This window comes from Vibrio sp. 10N.286.51.B11, assembly GCF_041469245.1.
Classification (GTDB): domain Bacteria; phylum Pseudomonadota; class Gammaproteobacteria; order Enterobacterales; family Vibrionaceae; genus Vibrio; species Vibrio crassostreae_C.
In genome coordinates, this window is record NZ_JBFRKI010000025.1 from 108798 (window position 1) to 128452 (window position 19655).

19 protein-coding genes are annotated in these 19655 nt (G+C 45.0%); 11 read left to right on the forward strand and 8 right to left on the reverse strand.

The window, feature by feature from the left end; all coding sequences use genetic code 11:
• Positions 1-112: 112 nt before the first annotated feature.
• A complete protein-coding gene (locus AB4154_RS13070) occupies positions 113-1552 on the reverse strand; it encodes a sucrose-specific PTS transporter subunit IIBC (protein ID WP_017064972.1) in 1440 nt (479 codons plus the stop codon).
• Positions 1553-1786: 234 nt separating this feature from the next.
• On the opposite strand from AB4154_RS13070, the gene AB4154_RS13075 reads away from it, so the two are divergent.
• Entirely contained in the window at positions 1787-2773 is a 987-nt protein-coding gene (locus AB4154_RS13075) for a LacI family DNA-binding transcriptional regulator (RefSeq protein ID WP_229647940.1), read from the forward strand.
• 134 nt (positions 2774-2907) lie between these two features.
• Here AB4154_RS13075 and AB4154_RS13080 read toward each other — a convergent pair whose 3' ends face one another.
• The 6 genes from AB4154_RS13080 to AB4154_RS13105 all read right to left on the reverse strand — a co-directional run bounded on the left by AB4154_RS13080 (position 2908) and on the right by AB4154_RS13105 (position 10908).
• Complete coding sequence (locus AB4154_RS13080) at positions 2908-4281, reverse strand: carbohydrate porin (protein WP_372123265.1); 1374 nt, start codon at positions 4279-4281, stop codon at positions 2908-2910.
• A gap of 551 nt (positions 4282-4832) precedes the next feature.
• Positions 4833-5729 (reverse strand): alpha/beta hydrolase fold domain-containing protein, encoded by an 897-nt coding sequence (locus tag AB4154_RS13085; protein WP_372123266.1) that lies wholly within the window; start codon positions 5727-5729, stop codon positions 4833-4835.
• A 14-nt stretch (positions 5730-5743) separates the two neighbouring features.
• Positions 5744-7624: a TonB-dependent receptor domain-containing protein gene (locus AB4154_RS13090; protein ID WP_372123291.1), complete on the reverse strand. Its 1881-nt coding sequence runs from the start codon at positions 7622-7624 to the stop codon at positions 5744-5746.
• 298 nt (positions 7625-7922) lie between these two features.
• Positions 7923-8861 (reverse strand): LysR family transcriptional regulator, encoded by a 939-nt coding sequence (locus tag AB4154_RS13095; protein WP_050620117.1) that lies wholly within the window; start codon positions 8859-8861, stop codon positions 7923-7925.
• A gap of 168 nt (positions 8862-9029) precedes the next feature.
• Positions 9030-9437, reverse strand: coding sequence for a hypothetical protein (locus AB4154_RS13100; RefSeq protein WP_017061620.1), 408 nt, complete (start codon positions 9435-9437; stop codon positions 9030-9032).
• 139 nt (positions 9438-9576) lie between these two features.
• On the reverse strand, positions 9577-10908 hold the full coding sequence (locus AB4154_RS13105) for a ferric reductase-like transmembrane domain-containing protein (protein ID WP_372123267.1): 1332 nt from the start codon (positions 10906-10908) through the stop codon (positions 9577-9579).
• Between the two features lie 233 nt (positions 10909-11141).
• Between AB4154_RS13105 and AB4154_RS13110 the strand changes: the two genes are divergently transcribed.
• From AB4154_RS13110 to AB4154_RS13130, 5 genes are all read left to right on the forward strand, one after another.
• Positions 11142-11831: a flavin reductase family protein gene (locus AB4154_RS13110; RefSeq protein WP_017061618.1), complete on the forward strand. Its 690-nt coding sequence runs from the start codon at positions 11142-11144 to the stop codon at positions 11829-11831.
• A 120-nt stretch (positions 11832-11951) separates the two neighbouring features.
• Positions 11952-12743, forward strand: coding sequence for a CLCA_X family protein (locus AB4154_RS13115; RefSeq protein WP_017061617.1), 792 nt, complete (start codon positions 11952-11954; stop codon positions 12741-12743).
• A 186-nt stretch (positions 12744-12929) separates the two neighbouring features.
• Positions 12930-13187 (forward strand): type II toxin-antitoxin system Phd/YefM family antitoxin, encoded by a 258-nt coding sequence (locus AB4154_RS13120; protein ID WP_017061616.1) that lies wholly within the window; start codon positions 12930-12932, stop codon positions 13185-13187.
• Complete coding sequence (locus tag AB4154_RS13125) at positions 13177-13443, forward strand: Txe/YoeB family addiction module toxin (protein ID WP_017069754.1); 267 nt, start codon at positions 13177-13179, stop codon at positions 13441-13443. The genes AB4154_RS13120 and AB4154_RS13125 overlap by 11 nt, the downstream gene beginning before the upstream one ends.
• 31 nt (positions 13444-13474) lie before the next feature.
• Positions 13475-13798, forward strand: coding sequence for a DUF4144 domain-containing protein (locus tag AB4154_RS13130; RefSeq protein ID WP_372123268.1), 324 nt, complete (start codon positions 13475-13477; stop codon positions 13796-13798).
• 127 nt (positions 13799-13925) lie between these two features.
• Here AB4154_RS13130 and AB4154_RS13135 read toward each other — a convergent pair whose 3' ends face one another.
• A complete protein-coding gene (locus AB4154_RS13135; RefSeq protein ID WP_004732879.1) occupies positions 13926-15254 on the reverse strand; it encodes an anaerobic C4-dicarboxylate transporter in 1329 nt (442 codons plus the stop codon).
• A gap of 411 nt (positions 15255-15665) precedes the next feature.
• Here AB4154_RS13135 and AB4154_RS13140 point away from each other — a divergent pair, with 411 nt between their 5' ends.
• From AB4154_RS13140 to AB4154_RS13160, 5 genes are all read left to right on the forward strand, one after another.
• Positions 15666-16325 carry an HAD family phosphatase gene (locus AB4154_RS13140; RefSeq protein WP_017071658.1) on the forward strand — a complete coding sequence of 220 codons (660 nt, stop codon included), beginning with the start codon at positions 15666-15668 and terminating at the stop codon, positions 16323-16325.
• Positions 16326-16499: 174 nt separating this feature from the next.
• Positions 16500-17126 (forward strand): HD domain-containing protein, encoded by a 627-nt coding sequence (locus AB4154_RS13145; RefSeq protein ID WP_372123270.1) that lies wholly within the window; start codon positions 16500-16502, stop codon positions 17124-17126.
• 56 nt (positions 17127-17182) lie between these two features.
• A complete protein-coding gene (locus AB4154_RS13150) occupies positions 17183-17698 on the forward strand; it encodes an N-acetyltransferase (protein ID WP_102320853.1) in 516 nt (171 codons plus the stop codon).
• A gap of 119 nt (positions 17699-17817) precedes the next feature.
• Positions 17818-18504 carry a DNA-3-methyladenine glycosylase I gene (locus AB4154_RS13155; RefSeq protein ID WP_017067459.1) on the forward strand — a complete coding sequence of 229 codons (687 nt, stop codon included), beginning with the start codon at positions 17818-17820 and terminating at the stop codon, positions 18502-18504.
• Between the two features lie 194 nt (positions 18505-18698).
• A complete protein-coding gene (locus tag AB4154_RS13160) occupies positions 18699-19433 on the forward strand; it encodes a GntR family transcriptional regulator (RefSeq protein WP_372123271.1) in 735 nt (244 codons plus the stop codon).
• Positions 19434-19655 lie beyond the last annotated feature (222 nt).

Below are 19655 nucleotides of genomic sequence, written 5' to 3' on the forward strand. Positions count from 1 at the left end.
TCACGCTGTCATGTAAAAATATAAAAAGGCTAGCTAAGCCAAATCACCTAGCTAGCACCCCAAAGCTTAGGAAATGAAGTGAAAAGGGGGGCTTCACTTCTAGGGAGAAACGTTAAGCTGTTGCTTTAATGTTTTGCTTGCTGCGCTCGCGCAGACCTAAAACAACGGTCAGAGCAAAGGCAGTCACGAACGCGATAATCATACCTACCACGTAGTAGCCAATCTTTTCTGGTGATATTGAGATGATGCCAGGAATACCCGCCGCACCCAGTGCTTGTGCTTTCACATTGAACATCGTGATAAACGCGCTTGAAATCGCAGCGGCACAAACCGCAGCAATGAATGGATAGCGAAGCTTCAAGTTCACACCGAACATTGCAGGTTCAGTAATACCAAGCAAGCCAGTCACACCAGAAGGAATCGCGATACCTTTCATTTTCTTATCTTTACTCATGAAACCAACCGCCAGTGCCGCTGCACCTTGTGACACGTTAGACATCGCCGCGATAGGGAAGATGAACGTACCGCCAGTCGTTGCGATATCCGCAAGCAGCTGAGTTTCAATAGCAATAAAGCTATGGTGCATACCAGTAATAACAAACGGCGCATAAATCAAACCAAACACCGCACCGCCAATGAAGCCAGCACTGTTGTATAACCAATTTAGGCCGTCACCAAGCAGGAAGCCGATATCACGAGTAAATGGACCAACAATCGTGAATGTTAACAAACCAGTTATGAAAATCGCCAATAGCGGCGTTAGCAAGTTATCCAGAACCGAAGGAATAACTTTACGCAGCCCAAGCTCAACTTTCGCTAGAATAAACGCAGAAACAAGAACGGGTAGTACTGAACCTTGATAGCCTACTTTCTCGATTTCGAAACCTAAAATGTTCCAAACCGGAATGCTGCCCGACACTGATGCGCCACCGAAGCCCCAGCCGTTAAGCAAGTCTGGGTGAACCATCAACATACCTAAAGCCGCGCCAAGGTATGGGTTACCACCAAACTTCTTACTCGCTGAAAATGCTAATAAAATAGGTAAGTACACAAAAGGAGCATTAGCAAATGTATTGATCATGTTTGCTAAGTCGGTCAAACCCGGATTAGCGTCGATTAAAGATTTGCCATCAATGAATAAGCCTTGAGCCGTCAATAGGTTGTAGATACCCATCAACAAACCACCAGCAACAATCGCCGGAATGATTGGTACAAAAATATCAGACAGGCCTTTCACCGCGCGTTGCAGGATATTTTGGTTGTCAGCACCTGCAGACGCCACATCGTTGGTCGACATTTCCGTCATTTCAGTCAGCTTAGCCAACTCAGCATAAACTTGGTTTACGATGCCTGAGCCAAAGATGATCTGATATTGACCTGCCACTTTAAACTGGCCCTTAACCCCTTCTAGGTTATCAATCGCCTGTTCATCAATTTTATCTTGGTCTGCAACCGCAAGACGCAGACGAGTCGCGCAGTGTGCGAGTGCGGTGATATTACTTTTACCACCTAATAGAGAAAGCAGCTCTTTTGCTATTTTTGGATAATTCATTACATACCCCATTGGATTATCATTTGAGCTTTTGAATTTTCGGGAACGTTTGCAAAACAAATTTTTGCCTAGAAATAACAAATGATCAAAGATAACTGCTCAATAGTGTGAGAATGATCTTCAAATTATCTCCCTAGGATAAGAAGACAGGGTTAAAATCCCCTAATAACAGGTAAATTTGATGCTCTGTTTGCAAACAATCCCAAAACTAAAATTACAATTGGATAATGAATAATGGCTAGTCTTCATGATGTCGCTCGTCTCGCTGGAGTTTCCAAGTCGACGGTTTCAAGAGTAATCAATGATGAGTATGGCGTAAAAGACGCGACCAAGGTGAAGGTGCGTAAAGCGGTTGAAGAGTGTGGCTATCTCCCAAACCAAGTCGCTAAAGACTTAAAGTCCCAAAAAACCAACCTGGTTGGCGTGATTGTTCCTAGGGTTTCTTCCCATGCCACCTCTCAGGGTGTCGATGGTTTAACCGCCGTCTTAGAGCAAGCGGGCAAGCATGTATTATTAGCGAGCACACACCAAACACACCATAAAGAACTTGAATATATTCAGATATTTAACCAGAAGCGTGTTGAAGGCATCATCCTGTACGCGACCCACCTCGACAACCAATTAGTCAAAGCGATTCAAAGCTCTGCCGTACCCGTGGTATTGGTTGGTCAAGACGGGTCAATGTTTAACATCCCAAGCATTGTGCACGACGACACTCGCGTAGGGTTTGAAGCGGGTAATCGCCTCATAGCGAAAGCTTGTAAGCATATGGGATTCATCGGTGTGCAAGGTGATGATATTGCGGTTGATAAGATGAGATCGGAAGGCTTCGCTCAATCGCTTCAATTTAACGACCTCACACTGCAATTTCACGCCCGTGGCGACTTCACCATAGAATCAGGTTACCAACTGGCGAAGCAGTATCTCAAGGAGCACACCAAGCTCGACGGCCTATTCTGCGCCACTGACCGTATCGCAATCGGTGCGATCAGAGCCATTCAGGAAGCGGGCCTCGTTCCAGGAAAGGATATATTGGTGCTCGGTGTAGGTGACGATGAGCTCGCTTCAGTATGCACACCAACGCTGTCTACGTTTAACTATGCGTTTGATAAAGCGGGAGAAAATGGAGCCAAGCTGCTACTCGACCGTATTGAGAAAAAAGGCTTTGAAATGAGCAAGATGGTGTTGACCTTCACCACTATTGACCGAGAGTCTTGCTAGCGATTTATTTCAGAGATCAGGTTATCCCAAGATAAAAAATGCCAACCTTCGAGTTGAAACGATAAGGTTGGCATTTGGTGATGCGACTATCACATCATGAGTAACACTCTCTATCTAAACGATATATCAAGCAATTAGAACCAAGTTTCCATCTGCAGTGCAAACAGAACCTCGCCGCCCTCTCCCATCGTTGCAGCATCTGCTTCAGTGCTAATCGAGTAACCATTCAGGTCTTCACTCCAATCCACATAGCTCACAGCGAAACGCAGTTCAGGCCTATCAAAGAAACCAGTGCTAGTTGAAAGCTTCAGTGTTGGTGCAACTGTCGCTTTGTAGAAACCGCCGCTTGCTTGCTCTGTCGAGTTGTCTAAATCCATGTATTGCAATGAACCTTCGTAAACCATCTCAAAGTTCTCTGTGAACTCTTGAGCTAATCGAACGTTTAAAGAAGCCCATGTGAACTCGTCATTCTTCTTCAAACGGTCTTGGCTATGCTCTGCCATTAATGCAGGTGCTAAGCGCCAGTTGTCGCCAATGCGAGTGACACCGTAGCTAAACAGGCGAACGGCTTTCGCGTCATCCAGTAGATCACCATTTGAACCGATGCCTTTTAGCTCTGCACCTAGGCCACTACCCACTAACATACCCGTTTTAGAGAAGCCTTCGCTCAGACCAAAGAAGTTGTCTCCATGGTACGCAAACATTGCGTGTACACCGCTTTCAGCTGCGCCATTTAGGCGGCTATCGTTGTCTGCTGAGGTCATACCGCTCAACATCACTTGCCATTGGCCAATACGGTTATTCATGGTTGCAATGTAGTTTTCTACATCTGTTGACGAGCTATCAATCTCACCAAAATCTCGGCCATAAATAGAGAAATTCGCTTTCCAGTTGTCGCTCATCTGAACGTCATAAAAGCCCGCACCAGTACCTGATAAGAAGACAATATCCGAATCGAAAAAGTGAATATCAAAGTTGTCGCGATCGAATCGTTTACCCGCCCAAAACGTTGCTTCAGAAAACGCTTCAGATTCAGAGAACATGCTCAGACGGTTCAGTTCTGAATACACTTGTCGCACATTCAACTGGCTTTCGCTGGCAGTCCACTCGTTATTTGTCTCAGTACTGTCGGCCAACATGATGCGAAACAAAGCACTAGAGCCATCGTCTGCAAATCGCTTATGAATCAAGTTCGCTTCAACGTAATGATCATCTTCAACACCAAGACGTCCAATTGGAGCTCCAATGGCACCCGCCGCTGTCATGTAAGGACCAGTACCTGTCGCGCCGTTTAGGTCGTCGTTGATCAATAACCCAGAGCGAGCATAGCCGTGAAACTCAAACGAAGAAGCCTTTTCATTGGCCTCGGTAGAGACCTGCTCTGTTTGTGCAACCCTTTGTTCTAATTCATTAATACGTTGCTCTAATGCTGCAACGTCTTCACTTGCTAATACCGATGTAGTCATTAGCCCCATTGTTACAGCAACCGCTAAAATGTGTCGTTTCATTCTGATGTTCTCACGTTAATTGTTTTGGATTATCTGCAAACGTTCCCAAAATAATTCGTAAGCACATTTCGGCTTATACTTTTGATGTATAAGCTCTATATCGAAGAAGAAATAGAAATCAGTCGTGTTGATTACTTCACTTTTGTATCTGAGTGGATGATAGATCGATAATTTCGGGAACGTTACCGAAAATGCATAATTCTGATAACTTTGTCACAAGTGAAATTGATTAATGGGCGAAAAATAGTGTATCGCGCACATTGAAGCCTTTATCAAGGTCGTCGATAAGCTAGAGTCAGTTACGAACAAAGCGTGATGAAACACACAATAACCACCACCTTTAACTGATGAATAACTCGATTATCGAAGGTGAACACGGTTTTGTTCGATCTAATAAATGACGATCGAATCATAAAAGGGAAGTTAGAAATGAATCCAGATACTTATGAAAGCTTCCAATAAAAAAGCCAAGTTGAACCTTAGTGATCAACTTGGCTTTAAATGGCTCAATGAATGCTTTCTAGCGCGTTGTAACGTCACAAAAGTAGAGATTATTTAATTGGATAATGTCGCTTTAAAAACGCAATCACATGCGGTACATACTTATCGGTATCAAAAATTGGAGCACTATGACCAACACCCTCCTCGATAAACAGCTGATTCTCAATGCCGTACTTGTCCAAAGCATGTTTGAGGATCTGGCTTTGCGCTAAAGGCACTCGCTTATCCAGTGTTCCATGGAACTGAATGTAAGGCGGAGCATCACTGTTTATATAACTGGTCGTTGAAGCTTGTGCCGCTAGCTCTGGTACTTCACTCGGGATATCACCTAAAAAGCGTGACACCGACGACTTTTTACTGGTTGGTCTGTTCCCTTTATTACCTAGTTCCAGCAGGTCCGTCGGGCCAAAAAAGCTTACAACTCCAGCCACTCGATACTTAGGTTCTGAGTAAAAGCTAATGTCACCGTACGTATTACTTGCGCCGACCAATCCCGCTAAATGACCACCAGCTGAACGCCCCATCATAACCACGTTATCGGCGGCAAGATTGTACTTGTTAGCATGGTCATGAAGATAGTTAATAGCATCATTAATATCCGCGACTGGTTTTGGAAAAGTTGCTTCGCCACTTAAACGATAATCGACCGCAGCCAACGCATAACCTTCATCCAAAACAGAATTAAGCAACAACGGGTTTTTAGTCGGAATATCGTCTTTAGTGCCACGCTTCCACGCACCGCCATGTACCCAAACGAGCAACGGATATTTTCCATCAACCTTTGCTTCTGTTTTGGGAAGGTAGAGATCAAGCTTGATCTCTCGTGCTTCTACCGTCTTAAACAAGATGTCCTTTTCTACTGTGTATACCGCATTAGCATTAGCATTAGCATTAACAGCCGATAATCCAACAAATGAAAGCATCAGTAATTTTGTTATCTTTTTCATTATGAACCTCTTATCTAGAATGACGCTTCTGCTGCTAACCAGTAACGACGACCATCTTCAACGTAGCCAAACTCTTCGTAATCGGTTTGTTCATCAAATAGGTTGTAGATACCAGCCATCACCTTAAGGTTCTTTTGCACATACCAGTTGGCACCTAAGTCAACATAAGTAATTGATGGCGCTTCGTATTGTGTTCTTGAACTACTCGTTGTCGGTTCTGACTCTTTGCCACGGTATGTCACTCGCATCCAAGATTGGACATCATCACGTACTTGCCAATCTGCATTTACGGTAACTAAATGCTCAGGAACTTGTGTTAGTGGCTTACCCTCATCTTCACCAGACTGCTTCTCAGTATGTGTATAGGTATACGTCGAACCGACAGAAATCGCCTCAGTAATGCCTTTGTTTATCGTGTATTCAGCACCGTAAGTAATCGCGTCTTCAATGTTCACGTAGGTAGAATCACAACCACGTCGGCCACAGTTAGTGCTCAGCTCTTTCTTGTCGATCTTGTCTTTAAAGTCACTGTAGAATACGGTGATGTTCGAGCTTAAATCGGCATCGCCAACAAAGTACACGCCCATTTCACTGTTCACTGACGTCTCGGCTTTTAGATCAGGATTACCGTAAACCGAGCAGTCGCCACCACAACTGTCTTGCGCCCAACCCGCTTCCATCTCAGTTAAGCCTGGTGCTCGATATCCCGTTGAAACACCGCCTTTCACTGTCCAATATGAGTCGACACTCCACACACCATAAACGCGAGGGCACAGATGAGACTCGAACACGCCATTTTGATCAAATCTGAGGCCAGTTGTTAGAGCAAAAGAATCGGTGATGTACCATTCATCTTCCGCAAACAGTGACCATTGGTTATTTTTGAAGACATGATCTTCTGCAGAATCTGTCAGCTCCTGACGTGTATAGTTGAAGCCGATAGTTAGGTAGTGCGCCTCAAGCACAGGCATAGACCATTGTGAGTTCAGAGTCAGGTTTTCCACTTCCATTTCTCCGCCTTCATTCTCAACCGTTTCATTGTTGATGTATGAAGTGCCCGAGCCCCAGTCGTAGTTGCCTGAGTGAGATAGGCCCAATGATTGACGATTGTTCACACGCTCAGAATCTGTGGTTTTCGATTTTCCATCCGTCGTCACTCGTTCTTGATCGTGATAGGTGTAATCAAACGAGAAAGTATCGTCATCCGTAGGCGTCAAGTGTAGTGCGCCACGGTAACTCTCTAATGTTTTGCCTCCGTATCCGTAAAGAATCTCATCTTCCTTACGCTCTTGATATAAACCAGAGAAAGAAGCACTCAACAAGCCATCAATATGAGGGCCCGCTAGATGCACTTGGCTTTGATATGAATTGCCCGAGTCTGAGTTCTCTTGCAGTGTTGTTTCACCACGTACGCTGCCATACCACTCTTGATAATCTTTACGAGTGATAATATTGATCACACCGCCAATCGCGTCTGAACCGTAAAGCGTCGACATTGGGCCACGCACGACTTCAACTCGCTCAATCGCGCTTAGAGGTGGTAGCCAATCTTGCTCAAAGCCACCACTGCTGTTTTGTTGTGTTTCACGGCCAGACTGCTTGCGTCCATCGACCAAAATCGCCGTGTATTCTGCAGGCATACCACGTATTGAAATGTCTTGGCTCGAACCACCACCTGTCACTATCACACCAGGTACATCACGCAGCGCGTCTGTCAGATCTTTATACGATCGGTTTTCCAGCTGCTCACGAGTAATCACGCTGATCGACGCTGGCGCTTCAGTGACAACCTGCTCATAACCAGCTGCTGTCACAACCATGGTTTCCATAGTCGTCGCTTCAATGGTCAAAGCTTCGGTATCAACTTGATTTACTTGTTCGTTAGCAAAGCCCATCACAGGGAATACAAAACACGCAGCAGCTATAGACTTAGAAAGGGGGGAACGAGTAAACGTTTGAATAGTGTTCATCTTGGCTCTACTTAAATTGAGATTGCATTTAATAATCATTCTCAATTAGAGCGGCGTAAATCATTCGCTTCAAGCATAATGCTATCGCCAAAATAGAATATCGCTATCCGCCAGACGGATAGTTACCTTCATCTTATGCTTGATATGAAACTGATGATGTTGCGAATAACGGCTCTCAAATCACTCAGACTTCGGTGCTTACTTAACTAGAAGTCACTCTCTTTTAAGAGTACGTATCTTTGCCTACATAGAGGTCTTTGAATATTTCACGTACCCATTCACACATCGGGTCATCATGAAATCGCTTGTGCCAGTACAAATAAACTTCTTGAAAGCTCAAGTGGAGTTCTTCTGGGACTTCTCTGGTGATCAGGCGGGGATCATGACACGCTGCTTCTGCAAAAGGTGTTGGAAGGTGAAAGATGATGTCGGTTTCAGCAGCAATACTTGGCGCCGAGCTGAAGTTACTCAACTGCACAGGTGCAGACAGGCGCTGCTTTTTATTGGCTAAACCGAGTTCTTGGTATTTGTGTTCGAAAGAAAGCCTTTTCTCACCTTGTAGAGAGACTTGGCCAAAATCATATTCCGCCAGCTTTTGTGGGGTCAGAGTTTCATTCGCCAATGGGTGCTCTCGGCTCATCAACAAACGGAACGTGCGCTTCGCCACTGTCATACGATAGATATTTTGCTCAGCAGAAGGCGGCTGATGCGAAGATAAGGCAAAGTGCACATCACCTGCGACCAAGGCTTCGAAATGACGCTTGGGCGCAGAATCTAAACTCACGATCATGTTCGGCGCTTCTTTGCGGATCTTAGCGATCACCTTGGGCATTAAGGTATTAATTTGAGGCAGTAAGCCATAAAATTTCACAGTACTATCAACCTTGCTTGGGTCAAACGACTGCTTATGAACCAACTTTTCCAGGTTAGTAATAACGGTGTTGATATCGTCTTTAATCGACTCTGCTTTTGGGGTCAGCTCATAGCCATACTTCTTACGTACCAGCAGCTCATCATCAAAGAAGGTACGCATTTTTTGTAGCGTACGACTTACCGAAGACTGGCTCATGTTCAGAGACATTGCGGTATTAGAGACGTGTTTTTCTTCGAGTAAATGCTTAAGAACGAAAAGAAGATTCAGGTCAATCTGGGAGAGGTTCATGAGTGCGTCACCAAAATAATGAGGGCATCGTTGAGACAATACGCCGCGCTCAAACCACGGCAATGCATATCAATGATTGGGGTTCAAGATACCGAGTTAACGGCTCTGCGAGCATGATTTAAAGTTCAATAGAAAAACGACTAAATCAAAAAATAGAAATAGAGATCGCTACTTTCTCTTCCCCTGCTCCACCAACTTTTCATTCCATGCCGTATTGCCGTCACGCTTAGTCACGTCATACTCTGAACAGAACTGAGATATGGTCATATTGTTATCGCCAGTGGCAAGCTTGAGAGCCAACTGAACTTGTTGAAGCTTGCTTTGCAGTCGCAAGATTTGACCAGCATTTGGGCTTTTCTCTTTGGCGTATTTTAAAGCCGCATGCTTACGTTCTGCCGCGCCCGCTCGGCGATCTGCTTCTGATAACAGATACTTGAGTTGAGCAACACTCTTGCCTTTCTTGAAGGCAGGATCAAGCAACTCAACGCATTCATCAAACGATGGATCGATAACGTATGGGTCAACTTTATGAGCTTGTTGGCGCATCCATTCGAGTGCGAGTTTTTCATCTGACATAATTACATCTTTACCAAAGAAACAGCCCTATATGGTATCGCTCAATAGCAAACCGCTGCAATAACAAATTGAGTGACTTTACGCCTTTTTACACTGTGCCGATTGACTAATTTAACAATCACAGCTCCAATAGTTGGCTTTAACGCATCACAAACAGCTCTTCGTGGTAGTGCTTTTCAATATCAAATTGATAGGTGTCTAATTCTTTTTTCAGTGATGTAGAGAACAACTCCGGCCCGCAGAAATACATCTCGTACTCGTTGAGGTCGCCACATTGATTGACAATTCTTCCGGCGTTTAGCCGCGGTGAGTGCAAGGTATCTATCACGGTCAACTTCACACCAACCGCGTGTGCTAGGTGCCACAACTCATCGATTAATTGCTTATCAACACCGCGAGTACAATAAAACAGTTGAATACGAGGATGATCTCGTTCTGTTTTGAGCGCTTCAAGTGTTGCAAAAAACGACGCTATCCCGACACCACCAGCAATCCAAATTTGTGGCTTGCTTAGGTCAAAATAAAGTCGACCATAGGGTCCTTCAACCGTAACCGCATCGCCCGCTTTCACTCGTTCATATAGGCCATTAGTAAAATCACCCAGCTCTTTGATCAAAAAGCGCAGCTCTGGATCATCACTGCCAGAAACAATGGTAAACGGATGCGGGTCTTCATTACCGAAACGCAAGTACGCAAACTGCCCAGCTTTGTGACCTTGCCAAGATGCCTCCGGTTTTAACACCAGCTCCATCACTTCAGCTTGTGGAAAATAGCGAGTCGAGATAATCGTCGCTGAGTGACGATTACGACGCCCAACCAAGCCCAACAAACTGTAAATCGCTGCGATAGACCCAGCCAAAGCAAATGCCACAGTTAGATAATAAATAGGTTCTCCCCAATACGCTCGTTTAAGCAGGATTACTGAGTGGAAAGCGATAAACAGGTACGCAACCGACATCAGACGGTGCGACAATTTAAACGGTTTGTACTTCACTGCCGCCCATAGTGACGTCACCAGTAAAATGAGCAACAAGTAGAAGCCCCACTCGCCAATACTCTGAGCAATACCGCGTAATTCATTGACCCATAACTCCCATCCAGTCAAAACAGCTTGCGGCCCTGAACCATCGTGTCGAACAGGCTTATCTAACACACCAGACACCACCAATGACTTAGGTATTTGGTACCACAACCAGTGTGTCACACCCAGTGCAACACCACCGATACCGAGCCATTTATGGACTCGATATGCTTTATCCATACCTTTCAGCCAATTCTCAACCATAGGCAAACGCATCGCCAAGATCATTGTGATGGACATTAACACCAGAGACAAAATACCTGAGTACTGAATCATGGCTGAGCGCCATTCAAAGACATCGCTTGAAGCGAATAATTGCGGTTCCATCGCAAACCAAAAGGCTGACATTGTGGCAATCATTGCCCAAATGATATTGCGGACTGTTTTCATTTGTTAACACTCATAAAGACGACATCATTACTTTAGCTCCTGTGATGTAAAGGGACGTCAACGTACGTAAATCTATGCAAAGGATCTCGTTCATTGTGCTGTAGCAGAGATAAAAGAGACAAACTGCCCACGGCCAATAAGCGCTCTTTGATCGATAAAAGCGGATTCTTCGTACATATAAGTCCGTTAGTGAGCATGCTCGAAGATAACAATAAATGAGAAGAAGAGAAGATATGAAGGACATGACCCTTTCTAAACAAGATATCCAAACAATGGACCCGCGCCACCGCATTCGTTTGGTTAACTCCCTATCTGGATTTAAAAGCGCCAACCTAATTGGTACTTGTGATAAACAGGGGCTTGAAAACCTTGCGATAGTGAGCTCTGTCATTCACCTAGGGTCTGATCCCGCGCTGCTTGGTTTTATTGTTCGCCCAGATAAAAGCCGACGTCATACGCTAGAAAACATCCTAGAAACTAAGTACTTCACCGTTAACAGCATTGGTGCTGACTTTGTTAAAAAGGCCCATCAAACCTCGGCTCGCTACCCTAAACCAGTCTCAGAATTCAACGCGGTCGGCTTAACGGCCTATTATGACGACACATTCCCCGCTCCCTTCGTCTTGGAGAGCAGTTTAAAGATAGGGTTAGCGTTCAAAGAACAGATAACAATCGAAAGCAATCAAACGCAAATGTTGATCGGTGAAGTTATAACGATTCACGCACCCAAACGCGCCGTGATGCCGGATGGCTACCTTGATTTAGAAGCGTTGGATTTGGTCACGGTATCAGGGCTTGATAGCTACCACGTAACTCAAAGACTGCACCGATTAAGCTATGCAAAACCACAACAGCCACTCTTTCCACTCACTCGTGAAGGTAACCCAACTTCATGGGAAGCTTTCGAACTCAATCTAAACTAATTTTGTTCGGCAATTTGCTATCAAAAGTGCTAACGTCCTTTAATTCCAAGAGATGCATCTCACACAGGCGCATCTCACTGAGCACACTATTCATTCTTACGTCTGTTTCCAAGGACCCTTTTGAAGTTAACTCACTTTAAATACAAAACGCGCGAAGGCCCAGACTACCGACATGGCGATCAGGTGTCATTCATGGACATCAAACAAACCTTCGGTATGGGCAGCATTCGTGTGGGTGCTTGGGTGACGAAAGAAGAAAAAGAGTTGGCCGCAAATCTGATATTCGATTCGCTAGCCGACTTGGCTTACATCTTGGCTTTGCCACCAGAAGCGATTGGCCTTCGCGGCACATTAGGCTTAGCGTTCGGCAGTGGCGGCAGAAAAGGCGTACAAGCACACTATGCCCCGAACCAACGAGAATTAGCCCTCGCGAAGAATGCCGGAGCTGGCGCGCTCGCTCACGAGTTTTGGCATGCATTTGACCACTATATCGCTGAGAAAGCGTTTGAAATCGGCGATACCTCTGGCCCTCGCAAGCAGATCCTGTTCGCCAGCGACTGTTGGTTGCACGATAGAACGGTGCGACCTCATCCATTAAACGAAAGTTTGATGTCTCTGTTTGATGCCACACTGCTTAGCGACAATAACTTGGACAAACACGATTATGTGGCTCGCAGTGTGATTGCCGACAAAGCGATGTCTGCCCGTTACTTCTCACTACCCACAGAGATGATGGCGCGCGCTTTTGAATCCGTGATTGAATCGTGTTCCGATATCAAGAACGCTTATCTAGTGGATGGCACAACCAAGCCTGATATGTACCCCGTGTATCCTGATATGGCGCACCGAGAACAGATATACCAAGCCCTGCAAGGTTACTTCGCACCATTAGGCCGATCTTTGAGTAAATAGCATTTTGAGTCAGTAACTCTCTGCATATTTACAATGAATGACATGTACCATAAGTTGATCATGTGTAAGCTCTGATATAACATGTACAACAAGCGGAACATGTAGAATAGTTAATTCATGAATGATTAACTATTCTGTGTATATAGAAAGATTAAACATATCCAAAAACAACAGGGTAAATAAGTGATGAATATTGTTTCTTTTACTGAGGCCAGAAATAGCCTTAAGTCTGTGCTCGATAGAGTGGTAGACGATTCTGATGTTACGGTAATAACCAGACGAGATTCAGAAGATGCCGTGGTAATGTCTCTTGACCATTTTAATTCAATGCAAGAAACCTTGTACCTAATGAGCTCGCCTAAAAACGCTGAAAGATTAGCTGAATCCATTGCTCAACTCGAAGCCGGAAATACAACCGTTCGAGAATTGAATAATGACGAATGATCGAAAGATTGTATTTACAGATAATGCTTGGGAAGATTACCTATACTGGCAAACCCAAGACAAGAAAACGCTCAAGAAACTAAATAAGTTGATTGAAGCTGCCAAAAGAACGCCCTTTGAAGGGATTGGAAAGCCGGAGCCACTAGTCGGCAACCTGTCTGGATTTTGGTCAAGACGAATCGATGACAAGAATCGATTAGTGTATAAAGCCGATGACGATAACTTTTACATAATTGCTTGTCGTCACCACTATTAAAAGCAGTAAGCGGCACATAGAAAGGGCAGTAATGATCAGTTGGCCATCTTTAGTAAAACTCGACGGTGATGATGAACTTATTTACGTCGCATCCGAACACGAATTTCAAGCAGAATGCTCAGACATGATCTTGGGTGAAGATGATTACCTGATTGATTCAGTTGGCGACAGCTATTCGCTTCAATCAAGTTCTAACCAACTGTCTCTAGCTAAACGAGCAGACCAGTATTCGGTTGAAAGCGTGACCAAACTGATTCGAAACCACGAGTTCCAGAAAGCTGAAGTGTGCCTGATGAAGATCCACTTCTTAACGATAGAAGAAGCGATTCAGTCTTTGGCTTTTGAGCTACGTTAATATTGCTTTAGAGCTCGTATCAAAGCTAATTCCCAAGACAGAACAAACAAAAACAGCGCCTCAATAGGCGCTGTTTTTCGTTTCTTATCTCGTTATCGCTAGTTTAATTAAGCGACCGAAAGCTAGGTTAAGCGATAAAAATCTGTGCCAGTGCGTAGCCTAAGCAACATGCGCCTACTACACCGATCAAACCAACCGACATGAATGAGTGGTTGAAGTACCACTTACCAATCTTGGTGGTGCCAGAGACATCGAAGTTAACCGTTGCGATATCTGATGGGTAGTTCGGGATGAAGAAGTAGCCGTAAACTGCTGGCATTAAGCCGATCAACAAGGCTGGGTCTAGTCCTAAGCCAAGGCCAACAGGTAGCATCATACGTGCAGTAGCGGCTTGAGAGTTCACCACAACCGATACGATGAATAGTGCTAGAGCAAACGTCCACGGGTAGTTGGTCACCATTTCCACGATGCCAGATTTGAACTGAGGCATTGCGTATTGGAAGTAAGTATCCGACATCCATGCGATACCGAAGATAGCAATTGCTGCCACCATACCCGATTTGAATACCACACCGTTTGGCACATCACGCGGGTCAGTTTTAGTTGCCAGCAAGATGATACCGCCGAAGCAGAGCATCATCATTTGGATGATCACCGACATCTTGATTGGCTTGTCGCCGTCTACGATCGTTCTGATCTCAGGCACCATCGCCACGATAACAATCACGACAATTGAAAGTAGGAAAATCAATACCGCATTACGAGCCGAAGTTGGAAGTACTTCATCCAAAGAGGTCGCAGTGGTGCTTTCAATGCGCTTTTTCCACTCTGGATCTTTTAGACGAGCTTGGTATTCAGGATCGTCGTTCAGTTCTTTACCACGTTTCAAGCTATACAGAGAAAGCAAAAGTGTGCCGAACAAGGTTGCAGGAACTGTCACCATCAGAATAGAAAGCAGAGTAATAGAGTGTTGGATATCAGAAAGTTGCGCGAGGTAATAGACCACAGCAGCAGAAATTGGTGATGCCGTGATAGCTAGCTGAGACGCAACAGACGCAGCCGCCATTGGGCGCTCAGGACGAATCCCGTTCTTCAGTGCGACATCGCCAATGATCGGCATGATAGAGTAAACCGCGTGGCCAGTACCCAATAGGAAAGTCATCGAGTAAGTCACGAACGGAGCTATCAGGGTAACGCGTTTCGGGTTCTTTCTTAGCACCCTTTCCGCCACTTGCAGCATGTATTTCAAGCCACCTGCCGCTTCGAGAATCGAAGCACAAGTAACAACGGCGAGGATGATCAGCATTACGGTGACAGGTGGAGAGGTTGGTGGCATCTTGAAGACAAACACCTCGATAACCAAACCAATACCCGAAACAACACCTAAGCCAATACCGCCATACCGAGATCCGATATAAAGGACGACTAATAAAAATAGAAACTCAAAATACAACATAAGCAACCCTGCTAAAAATGTGGACTAATGTTATTTTCTCCCTAAGCTCAGCCATTTACTTATTGCTTGGTCACACTATGATTGCAGGCTCCCGGTAATTGTTTTTTATAAGATTATGGTCACGTAAACAGACCTGTAAGTTTATGAAATGTAATAAGAAGCCAGACGCACAAGCTAGATTTGTTATGTGGAATAATCATAATTGTTTCTGTTAGATCTGGATGGCCTATAAAATATCAGGCTCATAACTGAACGATATTATTTCAACCACAACCAATCACATTTAAAGTCATGCAGAAGCATATTGCCGAGCCGATTGGATATATTCTTACTGAACGTTGACTCGCCTATCACTAGACACTATGTCAAAATACCCGCCCTCACGATGACAACACATAAAGAACCACGGATATGAATTTTCAAGCTGCTATTTTTGATATGGATGGGCTGCTGCTCGACACCGAGCGACTTTGTATGCAAGTTTTTGAAGAAGCATGTCACGCGCAAGGTGTTCCGTTTTTGCAAGATGTCTACCTAGGCATCATTGGTTGTAACGCAAAAACCATCGAACAGATTTTTCGAAATGGTTACGGTGAAGGGTTAGATTACCCAGCGCTGAATAATGAATGGCGCACCCGCTACAGTGCAATTGTTAAAAACCAAGCAATCCCGGTAAAAGATGGCGTGATTGAGCTGCTTGAATGGCTAAAATCGAATGACATTCCAATCGCGGTAGCGACCTCCACTCAGCTTGATATCGCAAAGAAGAAGCTTGAGCTAGCTGGCCTAGATTCGTACTTCGCCTCATTAAGCACAGGCTGCGAAGTGACTCACGGCAAACCTCACCCAGAAATCTACTTGCTAGCGGCAGAACGCTTAGGTGTTGCACCTGAAACCTGCCTAGCGTTTGAAGACTCAAACAACGGTATTCGTGCATCAATGGCAGCCAACATGATCAGCTTCCAAATTCCAGATTTGGTTGAGCCTTGCGAAGAAGTAAAAGCGCTTGGCCACACGATCAGCCCATCGCTGCATCATGTATTGGCGCAGCTGCAACAAGCCGCAGCTTAAAAGCCAATACAACAAATAAAGACCAATATTAAGCCGACTCACAGAGTCGGTTTTTTTGTGGGTATTCCTTTTATAAAAGATAAAAAATCACGCTAGAAACTGTTACAGTCGATGTGAAACTGACGCTAAGTGACAAGCAACATTGATAACGTCTAGAAAGGGAGAAAGAAACGCGTGATTGAAAGATTTGAAAGCCAACTGCTTGAGTTTGCACAGCAAGAAATGACACAAGATGCAGCACACGACATTAGCCACATTAGGCGCGTAGTCAAAACCGCTAAGGCTTTGTGTGCTCAAGAACAGGCTAAGCTTGAAGTCGTTTTACCCGCCGCTTACCTTCATGATTGTTTCACCTTTCCTAAGAACCATCCAGACAGAGCCAAAAGCTCGCAAATGGCAGCAGACAAGGCGATCTCTTTCCTCAAATCTATCGACTATCCCGCGTCCTATCTTGATGAGATCCATCATGCCATTGTCACGCACAGCTACAGCGCCAACATCACACCTGAAACCTTAGAAGATCAGATAGTCCAAGATGCCGATCGCCTTGATTCGCTCGGAGCAATTGGCATCGCTCGCTGCTTGTATGTGGGTCAGAGCTTTAATGCCGAGCTGTATAACCACGAAGACCCGTTCGCTGAACATCGTGACTTAGATGACAAGCATTACAGCGTCGACCACTTCTACGTGAAGCTGTTTAAGCTCGCTGAAACCATGAATACAGAATCCGCTAAGTTAGAAGCCAACAAGCGCACCGACTACATGCGTGGCTTTCTTGAGCAGTTGGGCGCGGAAGTTTAGCGGTTTAGAGTTAGCAGCTTAGAAAAAGAGACTCGCGATAAGGAAGAGACAAGGATATGGAAATAAACCGCTTTAAAGCCTCCGATGCCAATGAGATCGTCACTTGGTTCACATCACTCGAAGACTATGTACTGTGGGGCGGACGAACCTTTGGTTGGCCGTTAGAAGCCGCCTCCATCATCGAACGCTCTCAAGAGCCTCAAGTTGAGCTATATACCTTCTCTGAGTCTAGTGCTCTCTCTGAACTGAATTCGAACGGCAATAACTCAGAACTGATCGGGTTTATGGAGTTTCAACGTATGTCAGACAGTGAACTTCGATTCTGCCGAGTGGCCATTCACCCAAACCAACGAGGCAAAGGGTTTGGGCAATCCATGATAGAAAGTGCATTAGACGCTGCGAAACAAATCCCTGATGTCACCACCATCAGCTTGGCGGTCTTTCAACAGAATATCGGAGCAAAACGTTGCTACGACAAAGCTGGCTTTCAAGTGGTCGACAAAGAACCCAAGTTCAAAGAATTCAATGGCAAAACCTGGCCTCTATATCAAATGGAATTAAAGCTCAGCTAGTTTGTTTTAATTGTCAGACTGGTTTTAGTTAAGAGACTTGTTTTAATTGCCAAATTTGACCCCATATAATTAAGCATGGCTACACACTCAAGATACACAGATGTAATTTGGAACCTTCAATGACCCAAGAAAAATTCGACACCATTTACCAACGTGCAGCTCACCGTAAAGGCGGAGCAGCCGAGCTCGAAAAGATTGTTCGTGCGCCCCTTTCCCAAGCCGAGTTATCGCAAATCACCGACGACCGTTGGCTAGCAGCCTTTACCGAAAAGGTATTCCAATGTGGTATTTCATGGAATGTGGTGAGAAAGAAGTGGCCGCAATTTGAAGAAGTGTTCTTTGAATTCAATATCGAAAAAATGCTGATGCTGCCGAATGAAATGTGGGAACAGAAAGCACAAGACCCGCGCATTATTCGCCACCTCACTAAGGTGATGACCATCCCTGCCAATGCCACCATGATCCACAATGCTAAGCGTGAGGCGGATTCCTTCTCACAAATGGTTGCCGACTGGCCATCAGAACGTATCACTGAACTTTGGGATTATCTGAAGAAACACGGCAAGCGATTAGGCGGTAACACTGGTGCCTACACTCTGCGCCAAATGGGTAAAGATACCTTCATCTTGTCATCAGATGTTGAAGCACACCTGCGCAGTACCGATGTGGTTGATAGCGGTCGTAACACCAAGCGAGCACAACTGGCAGCGGGTAAAGCCTTCAACGAATGGCAGCAACAGTCAGGTCGGAGCCTGAGCGAAATCAGCCAGATCGTGGCGTACAGCTGCGGCGATAATCGAGTTTAGTTGGATTAGAAATGGCTTAAAGCTAAAGATTGCACACAGTTCCCTGCAAACAAAATGTTATAAGTCATTAACAAATAAGCGTGCATCGCACTTTCATCTGGTGGCATTGTATAGATAAATGTATACAATATAGAGTAATACTCATGAATTATTCTCGACCAACTCGACTCGACTAAACAAGGGCCCTTATCTCTATGACAGCTCTCAAAAACTCTGTCTCCAAAAGTGTAAAAACAAAAGTAACAGGCCAGACTCAAGACGATGTTGTTTACTGCCATATCTTCGACGCGATACTAGAACAAAGGCTGCCACCAGCCACCAAATTAAGCGAAGAAGCGTTAGCAGAAATCTTTGGCGTTAGCCGTACTATTATCCGCCGTGCCTTGCTGCGCCTCTCCTTAGAACAAGTTGTGGTGATCCGTCCTAACCGAGGTGCTGTGATTGCAGCCCCAACAGTAGACGAAGCCAAGCAGATATTTAAAGCACGTGAAGTGATGGAAATTGCTATCACTGAGCTGGCGGTGAAAAACGCAACCAAAGCTCAAATAGAAGAATGCAGAAAATTAGTCGCGAAAGAGAACTGTGCTTTCGACCAAGGCGATTACGGCTCTGGCCTACGTTTGTCTGGTGAGTTCCACATCAAATTGGCTGAAATGGCAGAGAACGCGCCACTGCTGGCTTTCCAACGCAGCTTGGTATCGCAAACTTCACTGCTGATCGCTCAGTACGAAACGGGCAACCACTCGAACTGTTCTCTAGACGAACACTCAGGCTTACTGGATGCGATAGAGTCAGGCAATGAACAACAAGCCGTAGAGTTGATGCAAGAACACCTAAGCCATATTCGTTCGAAGCTCAACCTAGACAGCAGCACAGCTTCTAGTGATCTGCATGTCGTGTTCTCAGATCTGCTTAAGAGTAAGTCATAGACGATTCAACAAGCGCTTAATAACCATCCGTTAACAACTTTTTGTTAACAGCTTTTTGTTAACAGCTTTTTGTTAACAGCTTTTTATTAACAATACAGGAGAGAAGTAAGCCTTAGTGTTTACTTCTCTTTTTTGTGCCCTCTCCCCTAAAAATAAAGACGACGATCGGCTCACATCCATCTAAAACACTGTCTATTCTAGCCTCAACAACGATCTTAGCCT

What these genes read in the sequence shown, in the direction of transcription:
- AB4154_RS13070 (WP_017064972.1), bottom strand. Translation starts at nt 1,552, where the DNA reads ATGAATTATCCAAAAATAGCAAAAGAGCTGCTTTCTCTATTAGGTGGT.
- AB4154_RS13075 (WP_229647940.1), top strand. Translation starts at nt 1,787, where the DNA reads ATGGCTAGTCTTCATGATGTCGCTCGTCTCGCTGGAGTTTCCAAGTCG.
- AB4154_RS13080 (WP_372123265.1), bottom strand. Translation starts at nt 4,281, where the DNA reads ATGAAACGACACATTTTAGCGGTTGCTGTAACAATGGGGCTAATGACT.
- AB4154_RS13085 (WP_372123266.1), bottom strand. Translation starts at nt 5,729, where the DNA reads ATGAAAAAGATAACAAAATTACTGATGCTTTCATTTGTTGGATTATCG.
- AB4154_RS13090 (WP_372123291.1), bottom strand. Translation starts at nt 7,624, where the DNA reads ATGGGCTTTGCTAACGAACAAGTAAATCAAGTTGATACCGAAGCTTTG.
- AB4154_RS13095 (WP_050620117.1), bottom strand. Translation starts at nt 8,861, where the DNA reads ATGAACCTCTCCCAGATTGACCTGAATCTTCTTTTCGTTCTTAAGCAT.
- AB4154_RS13100 (WP_017061620.1), bottom strand. Translation starts at nt 9,437, where the DNA reads ATGTCAGATGAAAAACTCGCACTCGAATGGATGCGCCAACAAGCTCAT.
- AB4154_RS13105 (WP_372123267.1), bottom strand. Translation starts at nt 10,908, where the DNA reads ATGAAAACAGTCCGCAATATCATTTGGGCAATGATTGCCACAATGTCA.
- AB4154_RS13110 (WP_017061618.1), top strand. Translation starts at nt 11,142, where the DNA reads ATGAAGGACATGACCCTTTCTAAACAAGATATCCAAACAATGGACCCG.
- AB4154_RS13120 (WP_017061616.1), top strand. Translation starts at nt 12,930, where the DNA reads ATGAATATTGTTTCTTTTACTGAGGCCAGAAATAGCCTTAAGTCTGTG.
- AB4154_RS13125 (WP_017069754.1), top strand. Translation starts at nt 13,177, where the DNA reads ATGACGAATGATCGAAAGATTGTATTTACAGATAATGCTTGGGAAGAT.
- AB4154_RS13130 (WP_372123268.1), top strand. Translation starts at nt 13,475, where the DNA reads ATGATCAGTTGGCCATCTTTAGTAAAACTCGACGGTGATGATGAACTT.
- AB4154_RS13135 (WP_004732879.1), bottom strand. Translation starts at nt 15,254, where the DNA reads ATGTTGTATTTTGAGTTTCTATTTTTATTAGTCGTCCTTTATATCGGA.
- AB4154_RS13140 (WP_017071658.1), top strand. Translation starts at nt 15,666, where the DNA reads ATGAATTTTCAAGCTGCTATTTTTGATATGGATGGGCTGCTGCTCGAC.
- AB4154_RS13150 (WP_102320853.1), top strand. Translation starts at nt 17,183, where the DNA reads ATGGAAATAAACCGCTTTAAAGCCTCCGATGCCAATGAGATCGTCACT.
- AB4154_RS13155 (WP_017067459.1), top strand. Translation starts at nt 17,818, where the DNA reads ATGACCCAAGAAAAATTCGACACCATTTACCAACGTGCAGCTCACCGT.
- AB4154_RS13160 (WP_372123271.1), top strand. Translation starts at nt 18,699, where the DNA reads ATGACAGCTCTCAAAAACTCTGTCTCCAAAAGTGTAAAAACAAAAGTA.